Origin of the sequence: Mycoplasma sp. Pen4 (assembly GCF_014352955.1) — a bacterium.
Lineage (GTDB): Bacteria > Bacillota_I > Bacilli_A > Mycoplasmatales > Metamycoplasmataceae > Mycoplasmopsis.
In genome coordinates this window covers 486,041-505,824 of record NZ_CP060691.1, presented here as the reverse complement: position 1 = coordinate 505,824, position 19,784 = coordinate 486,041, and the positions used below count along the sequence as shown (strand labels likewise).

Below are 19,784 nucleotides of genomic sequence, written 5' to 3'. Positions count from 1 at the left end.
GCAAAATTTTTTTATATATAATTTAAATCATGAATAAATCAAAGATTAGAAACTTTTCAATTATCGCTCACATCGATCACGGAAAGAGTACATTAGCAGATCGTATTTTGGAACTTACAAACACAGTTGCGAATAGAGATCTTAAGGCTCAGTTCCTTGATTCAATGGATTTAGAACAAGAGCGTGGAATTACAATTAAATTAAATGCAGTACAAATTAAGTACAAGGATTATATTTTTCACTTAATTGACACTCCTGGTCACGTCGACTTTACATATGAGGTATCTCGTTCACTTGCTGCTTCTGAAGGTGCATTATTATTAGTAGATGCAACTCAAGGTATTGAAGCACAAACTTTAGCTAATGTTTATTTAGCTTTAGAAAACAATTTAGAGATTTTACCTGTTATTAATAAAATCGACTTACCAAGTGCTGATGTCGAAAGAGTAAAAGCAGATATCGAAGAAGTTATTGGTATTCCAACTGATAATGCTATTTTAGTATCGGCTAAAACAGGATTAGGGGTTCCAGAGTTGCTTGATGCTATTGTTGAATATATTCCTGCTCCAAAGGATGCAGATGATACAAAACCATTAAAAGCATTAATCTTTGATAGTTACTTTGATCCATATCGTGGTGTTGTTATGTTGATTCGTGTTTTTGAAGGTGAATTAAAAACTGGAGATCGTTTCAAATTCATGTCACGTACTGATGAAGATAACCACTACCACGTAATTGATTTAGGGGTAAGAAACCCACATGAAACCAAGAAAGATAAATTAGTTGCTGGTGAAGTTGGATGAGTTTCTGCAGCAATCAGAGATGCTAAAGAGGTTAATGTTGGGGATACAATTACTTTAATTGAAAAACCAACTGACAAAGCATTACCTGGTTACAAAAAGATGAAGCCAGTTGTCTTTACAGGATTTTATCCAATTGACACACGTGATTATATGGATCTAAAAGAAAGTCTTGAAAAGATTTCACTTAGTGATTCATCAATTGTTTGAGAACAAGAAACATCAAAAGCATTAGGTTTTGGTTTCCGTGTTGGATTCTTAGGAATGTTACACATGGAAATTCTTCAAGAAAGATTAGACCGTGAGTATAAAGTTGGTATCATTGCAACTTCACCTTCTGTTGAGTACAAAGTTACTACAACAAAGGGACCAATTGAAATGATTTCAAATCCAACATTATTCCCAGATAGAACATTTATCGAGAAAATTGAAGAACCTTATGTTGAAGCATCAATCTTTGTTCCAAATGAATTTATTGGTAATGTTATGGAACTTTGTCAAAATAAACGTGGAATTTACAAAACACTTGAAGCAGTTGATCAAAAACGTACAATGGTTGTTTATGAATTACCATTAGCAGAAACTGTATTTGACTTCTTCGATCGTTTAAAATCTACCACAAAGGGATATGCGTCATTTGAGTATGAATGAATCGGATACAGAGAAAGTGATTTAGTAAAAGTTGATATTCTCTTAAATGGAGATAAAGTTGATGCTTTCTCAATTATTTGTCACCGTGATAAAGCACAAGAACAATCACGTGAATTATGTATTAAATTAAAAGATGCAATTCCTCGTCAAAATTTCGAAGTCCCTGTGCAAGCAGCAATTGGTGGAAAAATTATTGCACGTGAAACAATTAAAGCTTTCCGTAAAGATGTTACTGCGAAACTTTATGGTGGGGACCCTACACGTAGACAAAAACTTCTTAAAAAACAAAAAGAAGGTAAGAAAAGAATGAAAAAACTTGGTTCAATCGAAGTCCCACAAGAAGCATTTTTATCAGTTTTAAAAACCAATATTGAACCTAAAAAATAATTACTAAAAGGCACATTTATCTTAAATGTGTTTTTTGATGCAAAAGTTAATATTTAAACTTTTTTAAAATTGAAAAAGTGAGTTTTTAATTATAATATTTGCATGAAAAAACAAGAATATATTAGCTTATTAGATGCAGAAAATAGAGTTAATGCTCTTTTATCAAATACAACTGCATACATAAACGATACAGTAGATAACTTAAATTGAGTTGGATTTTATTTAGCAGAAGGAGAAACATTATATCTACACACATTCCAAGGTAAAATTGCTTGCTCAATGATTCCATTTTCACGTGGTGTTTGCGGATATGCTGCTACAACTAGAAAAACAGTAGTTGTTGATGATGTGCACACATTTAGTGATCATATTGCATGTGATGCAAATAGTAAATCAGAAATAGTTTTACCAATCATTATTAATGATCAAGTTTTTGGTGTTTTAGATATTGATGCCCCAGTTTTAAGTAGATTTGATGAGCAACTCACAAATGATCTAAAAGAATTAGTAGAATGATTAGAAAATAAACTTGCAAGTTTATTAAACAAATAATCTAAAATGAGAAAAATATTAACACATTGCTTTAGTTATTAAGTGATGTGTTTTTTGTTGTTTGCGGATACTTATAAAACTATGCTCAAGTTATAAAAGGTTAATTTCAAAAGTATAAAAAACAATTATAGATATGATTGCTCGGATTTCATTCCACATTTATTACTTTTATGCAATGTTATAGCTTTTCTAATATAATTTAATTATTAAACTTAAACAAGGAGAAATATGAATAAACCAAGATTACAAGATGACTTTCATGATTACATAAATCATGATTGATTACAAACAACAAAAATTCCTGCTGATCGTTCAGGTATTTCTGCATTTGGTGAAATAGATTTACACACAGAAAAATTACTTAAAACATTAACTATTGAATGAGCATCAGGTAAAAGAGAATTACCAAAAGATAAACTTATTCATGAATATGTAAAGTTATATCAAATGGTTGCAGATGCTGGTACTAGAAAAAAACTTGGATGAGAACCAGTTAGAAAATTCTTAGATAATATTTTAGCAATTCCATCATTCAAAAACATTTCAGAAAATTACTACAAATATGAAATTGAAGAAGGTTATACATACTTGCCTTTATCTTTTGGATGTGATGAAGATTTTGTAAACAACAAAATTAAAATTTTATGATTAGATGATCAATCATTAATCCTTCCAAGTAAAGAAAAATATCAAGATCAAGAACAAAAAGAAAAATTATTAAAAGTTTGAAGTGATGTAGTTGAAGAATTACTTGTTTCATACGGAAAAACTCAAGCTGAAGCACAAGATTTAATTAAAAAAGCAATCAAATTTGATGCTAAGGTGGTTGAATATGTTCTTTCAAGCGTTGAGAAGGCCGATTACGTGGCTTTATACAACTTAAAAGACATCGAGTGATACAAAGACACTGTAAAACAATTTAACATCTCAGAAATTGCCAATTCATTAGTTAAAGATGATGTTAAACAAATTGCATGTACAAATGTAAGATATATTGAAGCGGTAGATAAACTTTATAGTGATGAAAACTTTGAAGGATACAAAGCATTATGCTTTATTAAAAACATGTTAGCACTTACAGGTTACTTATCTGAAGATATTAGATTAACTGCTTTCAAATATAGACAAGCTTTATATGAAATTAAAGAAGCACGTAAATTAGATTTATATGCATATGATGTTGCAGAACGTTACTATGGTATGCCATTAGGTCTTTACTATGCTCACACATACTTCGGTGAAGAAGCTAAAAAAGATGTTGAACACATGATTTATAGCATGATTGACATTTACAGAGAACGTTTACAAGAAAATACATGACTTTCACCAGCAACAAAACAAAAAGCAATTACAAAACTTAATAAATTAGGTGTAATGGTTGGTTACCCTGAAGAAATCAGACCATACTACGAAAAATTAATTGTTAAAACATACGAAGATGGTTCAAACTTATTTGAAAATGTTAAAAACTTTGGTCGTATTATGACTGAATATAATTTCTCATTATACTTAAAAGAAACAAATCCTAAATTCTGAGGTATGTCACCTGCTATGGTTAATGCATACTTCCATCCATTCGCAAATCACATTGTTTTCCCAGCAGCAATCTTACAAAAACCATTCTATAGCTTAAATCAATCATCATCAGCTAACTATGGAGCAATTGGAGCAGTTATCGCTCATGAGATTTCTCACGCATTTGATAACAATGGTTCACAATTTGATGAAAATGGAAGTTTAAACAATTGATGAACAGATGAAGATAGAGCAAGATTTGAAGAAAAAACAAAAGACGTTATTGCATTATATGATTCAAGAATTACACCAAACGGAAAAGTAAATGGTACATTAACTGTTTCAGAAAACATTGCTGATATTGGTGGGTTCTCATGTGCATTAGAAGCGGCTTCAAGAGAAAAAGATTTCAATCCAAAAGATTTCTTTGAAAACTGAGCAACATGCTGAAGACAAATTCAGTCAGATTCATCAGCTAAAATTCAATTAGAGCAAGATGTTCATGCACCTGCTAAAGAACGTGCAAATGTATTATTAATGAACTCAGATTTATTCCAAGAAACATACGAAATCCAAGAAGAAGATAAGATGTTCTTACCGAAAGATAAAAGAATTAAAATTTGATAATTTAGAATTTTTAAACAACATTGTAAAAGATGTTGTTTTTTTATTATCCAGATTTATTGAAAAGAACATATTCTGTTTAACCCTACAAAATAGATACAAAAGTTTTTCTTTAACTTATAAATACCCATAACTAATAAGAAACCACACCATCTTTCTTATATTCTTTGTATATATATACTTTAAGTATATATATACAACTTTTTAAAGATATTCAAAATTAAAATGTTTTAAATGTTAATATATATACTTAAAGTATATATATTAAATTTTAATAATAAAGAAAAAAATTCTTTTTTGTATTAAGTAAAATAATTATGTAAGAATTCAAAGAAATAAATAACAAGGTAATCTAATATACATTAGACCAAACTACACAATACAAGGAGAGCAATAATATGATTAAGGCTAAGAAACTCAAATATATCAAAACTGCTATCATAATATCTGGTGGAATTCTTGCGCTTGCTGCTGCCGGATTGACTGTGTATAGTATCAAGAATAAATATATACAAAGAAATAACACGAAGGTTCTTGATGACAATGACAACAAGCAATCTACAATTAGCAAAGTAGTTGTAACGTTTCAACCGTCTTATTCATCGAACACTGACGTTAATGCGGATAAGGGTAAAGCGAAAAAAGATGATTCTCAAGTTAAAACAACTTTAATTTTTAAAAACTCGGGGACAAAAGAAGTTGTTAAGAAAATTGAGTTTTATTCACAATCTGATGAAGCGCTACAAATGCAAATTCAAAACCTAATTCCAAATGGTTATAATTTTGACCCTGAAAGATATCCAAATGGTCAAAAAATAGATGCTCAATTAGGATCACCAGAAAATATTATCTGAGTTGTACCAGAGAAACAAAATAGTGAAACTAGTTTTGTATTCTTTACAACTGATTTAAGTGGTAACAATTCAGATGAAACAGTTGTTGGGACTGTTACAAAACAAAATTCAGAAATTACATCAACATTTGATTTATCTGCTATCGTGCCAGAAGGTTATGAAATGGTAGATTCTCAAAACACAAGTATCAAAATTGGTTTTACAAATAGATACTTTGTAGCTAAAGTTCATAAAGAAGTAAATGTAACTTTAAGTTTTAAAGATTCAAGCGGTGCAATTATTGATAAACCAGTTGAAGTTAAAACTAAAGAAGGTGAAAACCTTAATATTATTAAATATATACCAGAAGGTTACAAATTACCTGATGGTGCACAATTTGAATATCCAATTGCTGAAGATTCAAAAAATATAGAAATAACTATTGAAAAAATCAAACAAAAAGTTACATCAACAATTAACTTTATTGAAATTAAACAATCAAATGAAAAAGTTATTGTAAAAAGTCAAAAAGTTATTACTGAAGAAGGTGCAACAATTGATTATACAAATTACATGCCTGATAATTATGAATTAGCTGATCCAGACTCACAAGTAACAGTAACGCTTGGTGGTGTCACAGATATTTATGTTAAACCAATTAAAAAGTTAGTTAGAACATTTATTGAATTTATTGATAAAGTTACAGCTCAATCGGTTGGAACACCAGTTAATTTTGAATCATATGAAGGTGATGCAATTGATTATGATCCAGATTGACTTCCTAAAGGTTATAAATTAGCTTCAAAAGAAAATCCAACAATTCAACCAGGTAAGACAAATAAGATATTTGTAATTCAAATTTCAGAACCTATTTCAATTACAATTAACTACTTATGAAATGGTAGAATCGTTTCAACAAGACAAGTTACAGGGGAAAAAGGACAAACTATTGACGCTGCTAAAAGAACATTATTACCAGCTGGATATGTGATTGCTGAACCTGAAGATGGCGCACAAGCACAAGATACTGTAATTACATTAGATGAAAACAATCATACATATCAAATTAATGTTAATAAATTAAACATTGTTTCAACTTTTGAGTTCATTAACGTAGCAACAAATGAAAAAGTTGGTCAAGACCGTTCTATTGCAAAACTAAGCAATGAAACAATTACAAAAGAAGACATAATTGCAATTTTACCTAAAGGATATCAATTAGCTTATCCTGACAGACCATTTGTTTACAATCCAGGTGAAACTACTAAAATTTTAGTTTCAAAAATTGTTAAATATGTTGATACAAAAATTATCTTTAAAACTATCAATGGAACCGAAATTGCAAGCCATACCTTTAGAACTGTAGAAAACTCAACTGAAGAAATTAAGTGAAGAGATTTTCTACCTAAAGGCTACCATGTAAGTGGGGGATTACCACTTATTGAATTGGGTAAAACAATTGATATTATTGTTGAAAAAGATAGTGTAATTCACTACTATAGCATTACATTTATGTATGATGGAAAAGTTGTTGAAACAAAAAATGGTACTTTTGCAGACAATAATGTTCCAAAAATCCAAGAATTAGTACCAAATGGATATGTATTACGTTCAAAAAGTCAAGCACAAACATTCCCAATTGATTCAAGTGCTATTATTCAAGTTGTTCCAAAACAAGTTGAAAAACCAAAACAACCTGAAGTAACACCTGAACCTGTTACACCTAAAGATGAAAAAACTGTTTCTGAAGTTTTACGTCAACAAGGTGCATATGTTAATCCTGACACACTAGATATTCCAGATAAGAAATCTTCATATCCAGAACCAAAAGATGTAAATCCATCAGAATTCATTCTTCAAGATCAACAAGAAAGATTTGATAAATTAAATAAATTAATTGATTCTAATGTTGATTTCACTGCAGAAAACTTAAAAGATGTTTATAAAGAAGTTTATAAACGTAATCCAGAATGACTTGAAGTGTTCGCTAAATGATTAAATGGTAAATCAACAATTAAATTTGATGGACCACAATACACTAGAGAACAACTTAGAGAAATTATGAAAAGACAAATGGAAGCTGCATTAGAAATCGCTAAGAGTGAAGCTCAAAAAGGTAGAAAAATCAGTTTCGAAGTAAGCGGAAATGGATGAGGATTTGATATTGGTTTCCATTTCACTTACATAAATGAAGGTGACAACCCAGTCTTTAACCGTACAATTTCAAATAACAAAAAACGTGTTCTTAAATTCAACTCAAAATGAGACCGTAATCCAGAACAAATTCTTAAAAACAATTTCCCTGGATGAAATAAATATGATGCCTCAGATACATTTAATGAAATCACTAAGAGTTATGAACGTAATCAAAATGAGTTTGATCCTAGAACAGGACGTCAAACTTCAAAAGATGATGGTTTAAGAGTTTACCAATATGTACCAAATGGTAAAGATGATGTTTCAAGGGGTCAACCAGATCAATTCTTACTTGAAGTAGATGCTTCAAACTTAAAAGGATACAACAAATTTATTGAAATCCTTAAAGCACACCCAGAAGTTACAATTCTTAGAGTAAACAACATTGGTCTTAGAGACAAAAACGAATCATTAAGAAATCTTTTATCTCAAATACCAAGCAATATTCAACAAGTAACATTGTTCTTTGAAACAACAGATACTTCTGCGATTGCGGGATTAAAAGATATTCACTTACAAGAAGTTGCTGTTTATACAACAATGCAAAATACAGATATAAGAGGAAGACAACGTTGAGGAATTGATGGTGTTGGATTCAAAAATACAGCATTCGTACCTTACGAAGGTGGTTTAAATAAAGGTTGAGAAGATACATCGCCAGCTAAACGTGGTGCATCAATTCAATTTGATACAATTAGACCTTCAAGACATGATAATTTTGAAGATATTAAAGAAGGATTTGACATTATCTTAAGAGTTCACCAAGATTGAAAAGTATTCAACGGTTCATGAGGTGATCAAGGATGACCAAAATACATTGACTTAAGTCTTAATCCAACTTTAAAATCACTTAAAGATATTCCATTAAACCGTCGTGTTTTCCGTGAACTTAAATTACACAACGATGGTCAAGAATTCCAATTACCATTTGGAGAAATCGTTCCTGGTCAATTTGGGGCATTAGTTCTAAGGGGTCCAGATCGTGCAAAATTAGTATTTGATAATGACGACACAAACATTTTACACCTTACAGGTAGCTTTAGAGATATTGGAGACAACTTCGGTTTAAGTCTTTATGGATTACTTGAAGCAGGTAGAGAAACATTCAATTCTATTATTGTAGATTCACAAGAAGACGCTGATTTCTTAAGTAGAACACAAGCTTGAGGAAGATTCGGATCAAGCTATGGTGGAAGAATAATAGTCAAAAAATAGGAGAAAAAGGTTAATATGAAAATAACAAAATCAACTTTTAAGTTATCGCAAATGGCCATTAAAAATATCAAAGTTTTTATTAATTTCATTTCATTGACTGTTATGCTTCTTCTTGTGTTATTCAACATGGAAAGCATAATTGGTGCTAGTGATTTAGGTTATGCAAAAATATTTGATACAACAACAATTTCATTGCAAGGTCAAAATTTTGTAGTTATTTATAACTTCATAATTCTGATTCTTCCAATTGTCTTTAGTAGCTATTTTGCTTATCGAAATTTAAATAGGTATCAACAAAATCAAGCATGATCGACACTCTGATATGTTGGTTACTTAGCAATTGTAGCAACATCTACTTATTTATTATTAAGTACACAAACTTTAACACCAATATCACTTGTATATAAGACAATTCCGTTTTTAGTATTAGTTTTATGAAATGTCTTATACGATGTTAAATATTTAATTTTCTTTAGAAAAATTAATTCAAATAGTCGTAAATTCAGTCGTGATTTAATAATCAGTGATTTAGCAAAACTAATCTTATTGATTGGATCATATATTGTATTGATTCTATTCGTTAATAACATTGATACAAATGACCTGTTCAATAATAATAATAATAATAATATGAACAACGTTAAGCACTTCTTCGAGGAAAATACAGCACTATCAATTTTCCTATTAATAATTGCTTTAACACTATTAATCATTTATGCATATGGTCGCATTTCAATGTTGACATTAATTCCTAATAGAAAAGACTACTTAAAAACATTATTTAATAATGCTAAAACATTTAACATTGTAAGTTTAAGTATCTTTATGGCTTGAATGTTCATTAATATGTTCTTAATTCAAACTAAAGATGGTATTTTAAACTACCGTGAACCAGCACATATTTATTGAGCATTATCATTTGTTGGATTTGCCTTAGTCATTGTTGTTTATGGATTTATTAATAGACTTAAAAATGTCAAAAAGATTAACAATTCAACAAAATCTTTAACATTAATTGTCTCAATATTATTTATCTTAGTGACAACATTAATTTTACGTATTCCAAATGTGGACAAATTCAATAACTATATGTTAATTATGGGAACAGTGCTTTCAATCATGATAATTTCAGTGATTTGAAAATTACAAGTTAATAAATACAATGTATTTTCAAATATCACTATGGTTGTGGTTTATTCGATGTTAATTGCTTCAATTTACTTCGAAGTATTCGATGCATATTTAACACAAACAAACAATTATCACTTACAAGCATTTCCATTTACATTTAAATTCTCAGATATCTTCTTAATATTAGCTGTTGTAACAACTGTTTTAAACTTAAGTTACATCTTTATTAAATGATTACTTGAAACCGTAATTGTTTATAAATTAGGCTCAAAATATCAAATGCAAGAAACAAATAAACAAAATAACGAAAGCGAGGCTTAATATGAAATTACTTTCTTTATTAAAGTCAAAATTTCAACGTAATACTAGTGAATTAGACCAAATGATTTTAAATAAGATGAAGTTTAAACAACAAGTATTTAAAAATTACAAAGACATTACTAGTGGTCCGGACTTCATTTCATACGATGTTTTAAGCAATCAATTCTTTATTGATAACAACATTTCTAAATCTAACCCATTGTGAAATAAAGTTACAGTTCAAAGAGATAAGAATTTTGCAGATAAAAATCAAATTCTTTTCCCACGTTTTGTAATTACTTTTACAATGAATACACGTTTTAGCACAACTGATTTAATTCCAACAATTAAATTAAATAATGATCCAAATATTCAAACATTTAGCTTTGTCAAAAGTGAAGATCCAAGAATTGAGAAAATGCTTACAGCATTCAATGCATTAGTTGAAAAATTACTTATGACACAAGAAAAACCAGTTGAGATAATGCCTGGAATCGTTATTTCATTTGATAAATTAAATCGCTTATTCAAACTTTACTTTTCTGATAAGTTACTTAATAACACAACAGATGGAAGTAAGTAAAAATGCACATCAAAAAGATTAAAGAAAAATCTGAGAGTTTATCTAAGATCACTACAATAGTTGAATCTAAAAAGAATATTACTTTAATTAATATTCTTAAATTATCAAAACAAATTGCATTCTACTTTGAGCGTGCTAATCAATCTAAAAAATTCATTGAAACACTTGAAGCAAAATATGCGATTTCAAACCCATTAATTCAACCTGAATTAGATATTAATTTTTCGATTTTAAATAAATTATTTAAATCAAAAACAACTCAAAAATTATTAAGTAAAACAATATGAGTTTATGTTACAGAAACAGAACAATATGAAACTAACTCATATTCAAAGCATGAAAAGAATATTTTAAAAAATGCTGACAAAGATGATTATTTCATTGCAATAGGTGAATCAGCAAATAAATTCTGTCAAGAAAATAACTTTAATGTTGTGTATTCATCAATGCAAAATGAAATTATTTCAACAGCACAAGAAATAGTTAACTTTATTGAGAACTTTATTAACTTTAATGGTTATCATAATGTTAAATTCGTTATTAACTCATCAAAAATCAAACAAGAATATTTGGATGTTATTCCATTGCAAAAAATGAATTTCAACTTAAATATTAAGAAATCTAAATATGAAGAATTTGTTGATATTGATAAGTTAAAAATTTATCCTGATGTTGATACATTTATTGACTCAGAAATTAGAAGTTATTTAACATACATCACATTAACATTACTTAGTGAATCTGGATTAATTTACCAAAAGTATAAATTAGTTGCAGAAAACAAAAAGATCAATGACCTAGAGAAAAAAGGTAGAAAATTAAGACTAGAAATTTTAAGAGCTAAAAGAGAAAGAGAAGTTGAAGAAATTTCAATTCTTTCTAAAAAGAAAATACTTTTACACACTAAAAAAGATTAAGGAGATACCATGAGAATAAAATTTTCAGACGGTCTTGGAACTGAAACTAAAATTGAAGTTTTAAACTGTGAATTAAATGATAATTTTCGTGACAGTTGAATAGAATTCATTCCTAATTCTGTGGCTAGTTTCAAAAAAGTATTTTTCAGATATCAACTTCCAAATAGCGATTATATCTATGTCATAATTGAAAACGCATTTTTCAGTTATAAAAATAACACTGTTTCAATTAAACATAGTGGTCAATTACTTAATTTCTACAAACAACAAACATACGACAATGAGTTTTTAAAACTTAAAGAAAATGAATATAAAGATCTAATGAAAGAAATTACATATTTAAAATTAATGGATTCATTAGATGTAGATATTACTAAGAAAGCAAAAATTAAAGGTTTGGAGAATGATTTGTTTGAGTTAAAAGCAATCACATTATTCTCTCTTATGCCTTCAACTTTTAATGGTGAGGAATAAAAATGAAAAAATGAAAATTTAAACACTTATTTCTTACTCTAGCTGCAACTAGTACAGTCGCTCCTTTAAGTTTAATCTCAGCATCTACAACATCTGAAGAAACAAATGCTCAACCTGATGGAAATGGCAGTGACACAGATGTTGTTGAAATAAATGCTCCAGATTTTGATTCATTCAAAAAACTTGTTGATAAAGTTCAATCAGAAAAATTAAAAGAAATTTTAGATGAAAGAATTAAAAAACTACGTCAAAGAGCTAAAAGTTATTTAGACTCAACGACAAATGATACGAATAATATCATTAAAGCAAACTATTATCACAAGGTAGCTGCTTTCCTTGAAGACAATAAAGCTGAAATCATTAAAAACCCTATTAAATTTGGTTTACCATTTTTCTACCCAAGAATTGCTTCAACTGATAAAACATTAAAAAATGTCTCAATTAATTTCTTAGATAGAACATTTGATGAAGTAAAAGTTTTATCATCTGATGCCAACGATGGAACAACAATTTATGCAAAAGATTATCCAAAAGATATCACAGATAAAATTGAAGTTACATCAACAAAAGAAGAGATTGATGGTGAAAAACCAGAAGTAAACAAAATCACTAAAGATGAACTTGTTAAACTTGTTGAAAAATACTATGATGAATTCAATGTTAACTTTGAAGATATAGTTATCAACAATGAAGACACACCTAATAATAAGTCAACACAATATGATTACAACTCAGAAACTCGTACATTATCAATGACAGTTCCATCAGGTTTTGATAGTTGAGAACAGTACATTAAATCAAAAATTGCCTCACGTGTTTTATATTTTGATTTAACTCAAAACTCAAAACCTGATGAAGAGAAGGAAGATCAACCTAAAAACCCAATCTTCCCACCATTATTACCGGATATTGTTGATCCTTCAGTTCAAAATGAAGAAATTCAACTTATTCCAAACTTAAAACCATACATCACTGCTACAGTTTATGATAGATATAATTCTGATTTAAATGCATTTGCTTCCGAATATAACAATAACGTAGCAACAAAAGGAACATCAGACACTTATTTCTTTTTTAAAAACCTAGTTAATACAAGATTTAAATATAGTGTTCTTAAATTGACTTTAACACCTAATAACGAATTGCAAGCGCAAGTGCAAATTCAAGATGTTCTCAACCCAGATAAAACAAAAGTTTACACTGAAAAAGTTGTAAAAGCAGAATCAAAACAACTTGCATTAGCAACTAATGCAGCCGTAAATACTTCTAGAAAATTATTTGAACAATTCTATATTGCAATGGGAGTTGGTAAACACATTAATTACAAATTATTACCAAGTCAAAGAATTGCAAATTCATTGTTTAATATTGTTTCAAGAACTGTATACATCTTTGATAACTCTGAAGAATTCCAAAAAATGTTTTCAGAAATTATTCAAAGAGATCAAAACACAGTTTCATCTGCATATGACCCATTAAGCAATGTTTCTAACTCTAGTGCACAACCTGCAAATGATGAAACAAACGGTGCTACAGATGAAAAATTAAATAATGAAAAGGTTTCAACTAATTTAGGTCTTTCAATTGCAAACCTTATTTTAGAAAAAACACTTTGAGGTGCAACAATTAATGAAATACCTTACTTTACAGTAATACCAAACACATTATCTACCTACTACAATGATGATTTAGTAACCGGTTTCAAAAATAAATTAGAAATTATTAAATCAAATATTGCTTTCTTTAATGATGAAATTAGCAAACTTAAAGATAATGAAGTTTCGCCAATTAGCTTATTAGCCTTAGATAAAGCATTAGAAACACTTAGAACAAACATAAACTATCTTTTAGGACTTGTAAATGTACCTACTTCAGATGTTTATGGTAGATATATAACATACAATGAAGTTTTAAGTGATGTCACAAGACAAATAAGAAATCTATTTAACATTCTAAAAATGGATTCATTAGACCAAATTAAAGAATCAGAACCAGCAAAATTAGAAGAATATAAAAATGTTTTAAGAGATTCATTTAACAATCTTGAATACACACCATATAGACAACCACAAACCAGTCAAAAACTACTTTATATTCTTGGTTCAATATTCTCGATTTGAGGAATAATACTTGCTGCTATTGTTGGAATATTTATATCAATGCGCAAGAAGTGAAAACTCACAAATATTAAAAATAAAACAATTACAATTTCAATTATCTCAGCAGTATCAATTATTGCTGCAATAGCTTTATTTATTCTAGGATTAGGAGGATTATTATAATGCCAATTACAAAAAAACCTAAAATAACAGCCATATTCGACTATGTGGTTGAAATATCTGGAGAATTTGATTACCATTTAAATCAACTTTTCAAGATTGAAAACGAAGACAAAAAAGATTTACAATTACTTTTAATTTCTGCATCTACAAATAAGGCATATTGCTTAACAGATGGTGGAATTGGTGAGTTTCTTGTAGGTACTGAAGTTACACCAATTAACGACAAACAAATCGTTAAAACTTCAAATGCATTCTTTCGAAAAATCATTGATATTAACAACAAGATTTTATTCCCACAACGTCATGTTGCAACTAGTGATACATTCTTATCATACGAATCACAAGCATTTAATAAACCAAATGCATTATTAGACTACTTACCACTTGAAGAACAATTAAGCACAGGATACATTTCTATTGACTTACTTGTTCCAATTGGTAAAGGTCAACGTGAATTAATTATCGGTGATAGAAAAACAGGTAAAACTCATATTGCATTAAATACAATCATTAACCAAAAAGGTAAAAATGTAAAATGTATTTATGTAGCAATTGGACAACAACACTCACAAGTTGCAAATGTTTATAAAACCTTACAAGATAATGGTGCATTAGATTACACAATGATTATTAATGCTCCATCAGATAAACCTTTTGATCAATATTTAGCACCATACATTGGTATGGCACATGCAGAAAACCTTTCACATTTATATGATGTATTAATTATTTTTGATGATTTATCAGCACACGCAAACATTTATCGTGAAATTGCATTATTAACAAATAAACCAGTTGGAAAAGAAGCGTTCCCAGGAGACATGTTCTTTGCTCACTCAAAACTCCTTGAACGTAGTGGTAAATTTGTTGGAAGAAAATCAATTACAGCTTTACCAATCTTACAAACAGTTGAAAATGATATGACTTCATTAGTATCATCAAACGATATTTCTATTACAGATGGTCAAATTGTTACAAACTCAGAACTTTTTGCATCAGGTAAAATCCCTGCAATCGATATCGATTTATCAGTTTCACGTATTGGTGGTTCAGTTCAAAAACCATTCATTTCAAAAGTTGCTGGTGAAATTGCAAAAATTTATAAATTATATAGACGTCAAATGAAACTTTCATCACTTAAATATGACTTAAATGATGAAATTAGTGAATTAATTAATAATGGTGCCATTGTTGAAAACATGTTTATTCAAAAAGGTATCTCAGTATACACTGAAGAAGTTATGTTCATGACTTCAAAATTAATCGCATGAGGATTACTTAAAGGTGTAGATAACATTCAATTAGCATTAAAATTCATTAATGTTTTAATTGAGAAAAATGAACTTGCTCAATCTTTATTTAAACGTTTAACAACACAAACAAATACAGATGATGAATTAGTTAAAGATTTCTTTGGATTTGCATTAAAACAATATGCGACATACAAAGGTTTAGATTGAAAAATTAAAGATAACTCAAAATTCGTTCCATTTAGCGCTGACGAACTTAAATACTTAGACTACATTACGGAGGAAAAATAATGAACGGAACAGGTAGAATTACTAAAATTTGAACTGATGTTGTAGAAATTAACTTCGATTCAAAATCATTACCAAAAATGAATAACGTTTTAATTTCTGAAACAAAAGATTCAAAATTCCTAGTTAAAAAGATTGTTGATGAAAGAACTGTTTATGCAATCATCATTGCTTCAACAGAAAAAATCGCAATTGATCAAATCGTTTTTGATACTGGTTCATCATTTATGGTTCCAATTGGTCAAGCAGCTAAAAATAACATTTTTGATGTTATGGGAACTTCATTAAACAATCCAACTCACCCACAAATTAAGGTTGAAATGGATTCAACGATTATTCAAAATACAGATTACTCTTCTGAACCAGTTCTTATGCAAACAGGAATTAAAGCAATTGACTTCTTTATTCCAATTCTTAAAGGTTCAAAAGTTGGGATTTTTGGTGGAGCCGGAGTTGGAAAAACTGTGGTTATGAAAGAAATGATCTTCAACTTATCAAAACGTGAAAAGAAAACATCATCAATCTTCATTGGTGCTGGAGAACGTTCTCGTGAAGGGGTTGAATTATATAATGATCTTAAAGTTTCTAACTTAATGAAAGATTCAATTATGTACATTTCAAAAATGAATGAAAGTGCTGGAGCTAGAATGAGTATTGTTCCTGTTGGAATTACTGCAGCTGAGTACTTAAGAGATAAAGAAAAAGAAAATGTTCTTTTATTCATCGATAACATTTTCCGTTTCCTTCAAGCTGGAAATGAGATTTCTGCTTCACTCGATAAAAAACCATCTCTTGGTGGATATCAAGCAACTTTAAACACAGATATTTCTGCAATTGAAAACCGTTTATTCAGTAATGAAAATGGTTCAATTACATCATTCCAAACAGTTTTCTTACCAATGGATGATTTATCAGATCCATCTGCTGTTGCAGTATTTAACCACTTAAACTCATCACTTGTTTTATCTCGTGAAATTACAGCTAAAAATATTTATCCTGCTTTTGATCCACTTGCATCTTCTTCATCAACTGTTGATCCAAAGATCATTGGTGAACGTCACTATAATGCAATCCTACAAGTTAAAAAGATTCTTCAAAGACACAAAGAACTTGAAGATGTTATCTTAATCCTTGGGGTTGATGAATTAGATGATGAATCTAAAAATGTTGTTAAAAAAGCTTTACAACTTCAAAACTTCTTCTCACAATACTTCCACACAACAGAACACTTTACACAAGAAAAAGGAGTTTTTGTACCATTAGAAGACACAGTTGAATCAGTTGAAAGAATTGTTAATGATGAATTTATTGATGTTCCACCATACAAATTCTTATACATTGGTTCAGTAAACGATCTTAAGATTGATTAATCATGAGAAAATTTAAAAACATTATATTAGGTGCAGTTTCATTATTAATTCCATTTTCTACTGTTTCATGTTTACATCCATCATTTGTAAATATTAAAAAGGATGAACCTGAAAAAGAAAAACCAAAAGATGATACAGAAAACAAAGATAAAAAAGAAAATGATAATAAAACTCAACCTGAAAAACCACCTGTAACAAACCCACAACAACCACCAACTGAAGGTAATAAACCAAAAGAAGGTAATGTTGATGTAGATGATGGAGGGAGAACACCATCATTCCCAGGTTCAACATCAGGTGGTAACACAAGAATTCAAAATGGTACAAAACCCAAAGAAGCGATTGATGATATTGATGCATATAATGCAAAAAGTATCACAGAGCGTTACTACATAGATGAAAAACCATATTATGACTCATTATCTAGAAACTTATTTGCCGATGCAAATGATCTAAATAATGACATTAAAAAATACATTGGTGTTAGTTCAGAATTCATCGTTAACTTTGATGCAAGAGCAAAAGAGCTTAATCAACCAGAATACCGTGATTCATTAGTTAAAAACTTCACATTAGTTAATGAAAACAATAAATTAATTGTTAACCCATTTGGTGAAATTTATACCGATGAAGCAAAAACTCAAACAATTGGTGCTACACGTAGAACATGATACTGAGATACACCAAACGGTGATCGTGGAACAGCAAGACAATTGCCAAACCAGTTGTACAAAAATACTTTATTACAAACATATTCACTTAGAATTAGAAATGAAAACCCATTCATAAAAAGTTTACGTGGTACCCGTTCAATCACTGATTTACGCCTTGATCAAGGTACTGCATGAATTATTGATTATCAATTAAGTGATACAGGTTACCCAACTAAATTCTATTTAGCAACAAACTTACACGTTGCGGCTGCTATTCTTAAAAAACAAGCAGATGATTCAGTTTATACCAATGTAATAACTGAAGCTGAAATGCGAACAAATGCGCAAAACTTAATTGAAAAATTTGATGCATTTAAAGCAAGTGAAGCTGAAAAAATGAAGTATGAATCAGAATACATTGATCTTAAAAACCAATTTGGTGAAAATGATCCAAAAGCTAAAGAAGTGCTTGCAAAATACTATGAAGTATTACCAAAATACAATTCAGATAAAAAAGCCTACAATCAAGCTGAAGACAAAATTAAAGGATATACAACAGCTATTGACTTTATCCACTTTGATTGAGACACACCACTTAAGACTGAATTAAAACAAACAATTAAAGATCCTAATGGTCAAATATTCAGTATTAATGATTTATCAAAAATTAAATTAGTTTATGCGGCTACTGACTTCTTAACTACATCACCAAGCGAATACTTAACAGAAAACTCGCCATATAAAGATCTACAAGAAATGGCTGATTTTGCAATTTTAGAAGTTGATTTAACTAAAAACAATGTAGATGATTATATGTATTATTCAACTGATTATACAGATGAAACAAAATACAAATACACTTATATCAAAGACAATACTAACTTAAATCCTGCAGATTATGCTAGTGCATATTCAATTGCATTTACATCTGGTTTTGCAAATAAAGATTCTGAATTGAAATCACAACCCGCATCATTTGATTTATTAAGCGATTATCAAAAAATTAGCGATGAAGCACTTACTGTTGAAGGTAAAGAAACAAGTAAAATTAACTATGACTTTATTGCATTGGGATTCCCTAATTCATATACAGATCCAGAATTAGTTGATAATGAAAAATCTGCAATTGATAAAGATGCATTAAAACTTTATGCTTCATTATGAGTTAATAAACCAAGCATTTATAGAGATAATGGTCTTAATGCTTCTGAATATGGATATGGTTTATCAAAAAACCTTGGACTTAGAACATTTATTGATAAGCCTGGTGTAACTGATTTAATGATTTCAAACCCATTAATCTATACAGCAGAAAAACAAGGATTCCCATTTGAACACTTAAGTGAAAAAGATGGAACATATTCTGGTAAACGTTACTTAAACTATGGACTTGCATATGTATTAGAAGCATGACAACCTGGTCAAGGAGCTTCTGGTTCATCAGTTAGAGATATTGATGGAAATATTCTTGGAATCACATTTGCTGCAGCAGATTCAGGTTTAACATCACTTATTTCACTTTCACAAGCATTACGTAGTCCTGGATATAACTATAATGGATTATATGGTGACTATAATCTTGAACAATATGACTTGATTTATGGAGGCGGAAGAAACCAAAGAACTTCATATCGTCAAGCATTACAAAGAATTTATGGAAATACATATAAGACAAAATTATTTCCTAACGGACCTGAAAATATTCCTGAAGAATACAGATTCAAAAATTCATAAAATTAAAACCTTTAAGTTTAAAGCTTAAA

General features: G+C 29.2%; 12 protein-coding genes. All 12 read left to right on the top strand.

Annotation, left to right across the window (positions count from 1 at the left end; translation table 4 throughout):
• Positions 1 to 29: 29 nt before the first annotated feature.
• The 12 genes from lepA to mip all read left to right on the top strand — a co-directional run bounded on the left by lepA (position 30) and on the right by mip (position 19,755).
• Positions 30 to 1,838 (top strand): translation elongation factor 4, encoded by a 1,809-nt coding sequence (lepA, locus tag H9M94_RS01810; RefSeq protein ID WP_187469274.1) that lies wholly within the window; start codon positions 30 to 32, stop codon positions 1,836 to 1,838.
• A gap of 102 nt (positions 1,839 to 1,940) precedes the next feature.
• Positions 1,941 to 2,390, top strand: coding sequence for a GAF domain-containing protein (locus H9M94_RS01805; RefSeq protein ID WP_187469273.1), 450 nt, complete (start codon positions 1,941 to 1,943; stop codon positions 2,388 to 2,390).
• Positions 2,391 to 2,618: 228 nt separating this feature from the next.
• Positions 2,619 to 4,532, top strand: coding sequence for a M13 family metallopeptidase (locus tag H9M94_RS01800; RefSeq protein WP_187469272.1), 1,914 nt, complete (start codon positions 2,619 to 2,621; stop codon positions 4,530 to 4,532).
• Positions 4,533 to 4,927: 395 nt separating this feature from the next.
• Entirely contained in the window at positions 4,928 to 8,773 is a 3,846-nt protein-coding gene (locus H9M94_RS01795; protein ID WP_187469271.1) for a putative immunoglobulin-blocking virulence protein, read from the top strand.
• Positions 8,774 to 8,788: 15 nt separating this feature from the next.
• A complete protein-coding gene (locus H9M94_RS01790) occupies positions 8,789 to 10,225 on the top strand; it encodes an MSC_0624 family F1-like ATPase-associated membrane protein (RefSeq protein ID WP_187469270.1) in 1,437 nt (478 codons plus the stop codon).
• Between the two features lies 1 nt (position 10,226).
• A complete protein-coding gene (locus H9M94_RS01785) occupies positions 10,227 to 10,787 on the top strand; it encodes an MSC_0623 family F1-like ATPase-associated protein (protein ID WP_187469269.1) in 561 nt (186 codons plus the stop codon).
• Between the two features lie 2 nt (positions 10,788 to 10,789).
• A complete protein-coding gene (locus tag H9M94_RS01780; RefSeq protein ID WP_187469268.1) occupies positions 10,790 to 11,704 on the top strand; it encodes an MSC_0622 family F1-like ATPase gamma subunit in 915 nt (304 codons plus the stop codon).
• 9 nt (positions 11,705 to 11,713) lie between these two features.
• Positions 11,714 to 12,178: an MSC_0621 family F1-like ATPase epsilon subunit gene (locus H9M94_RS01775; RefSeq protein ID WP_187469267.1), complete on the top strand. Its 465-nt coding sequence runs from the start codon at positions 11,714 to 11,716 to the stop codon at positions 12,176 to 12,178.
• A 2-nt stretch (positions 12,179 to 12,180) separates the two neighbouring features.
• Positions 12,181 to 14,460 (top strand): MSC_0620 family F1-like ATPase-associated subunit, encoded by a 2,280-nt coding sequence (locus H9M94_RS01770; RefSeq protein ID WP_187469266.1) that lies wholly within the window; start codon positions 12,181 to 12,183, stop codon positions 14,458 to 14,460.
• Positions 14,460 to 16,001, top strand: coding sequence for an MSC_0619 family F1-like ATPase alpha subunit (locus H9M94_RS01765; protein ID WP_187469265.1), 1,542 nt, complete (start codon positions 14,460 to 14,462; stop codon positions 15,999 to 16,001). Before H9M94_RS01770 ends, H9M94_RS01765 begins: the two co-directional genes overlap by 1 nt.
• Positions 16,001 to 17,368 carry an MSC_0618 family F1-like ATPase beta subunit gene (locus H9M94_RS01760; protein ID WP_187469264.1) on the top strand — a complete coding sequence of 456 codons (1,368 nt, stop codon included), beginning with the start codon at positions 16,001 to 16,003 and terminating at the stop codon, positions 17,366 to 17,368. The genes H9M94_RS01765 and H9M94_RS01760 overlap by 1 nt, the downstream gene beginning before the upstream one ends.
• Positions 17,369 to 17,370: 2 nt before the next feature.
• The gene (gene mip, locus H9M94_RS01755) at positions 17,371 to 19,755 is read left to right on the top strand and encodes an Ig-specific serine endopeptidase MIP (protein ID WP_187469263.1); all 2,385 of its coding nucleotides are present in this window, start codon (positions 17,371 to 17,373) and stop codon (positions 19,753 to 19,755) included.
• Positions 19,756 to 19,784 lie beyond the last annotated feature (29 nt).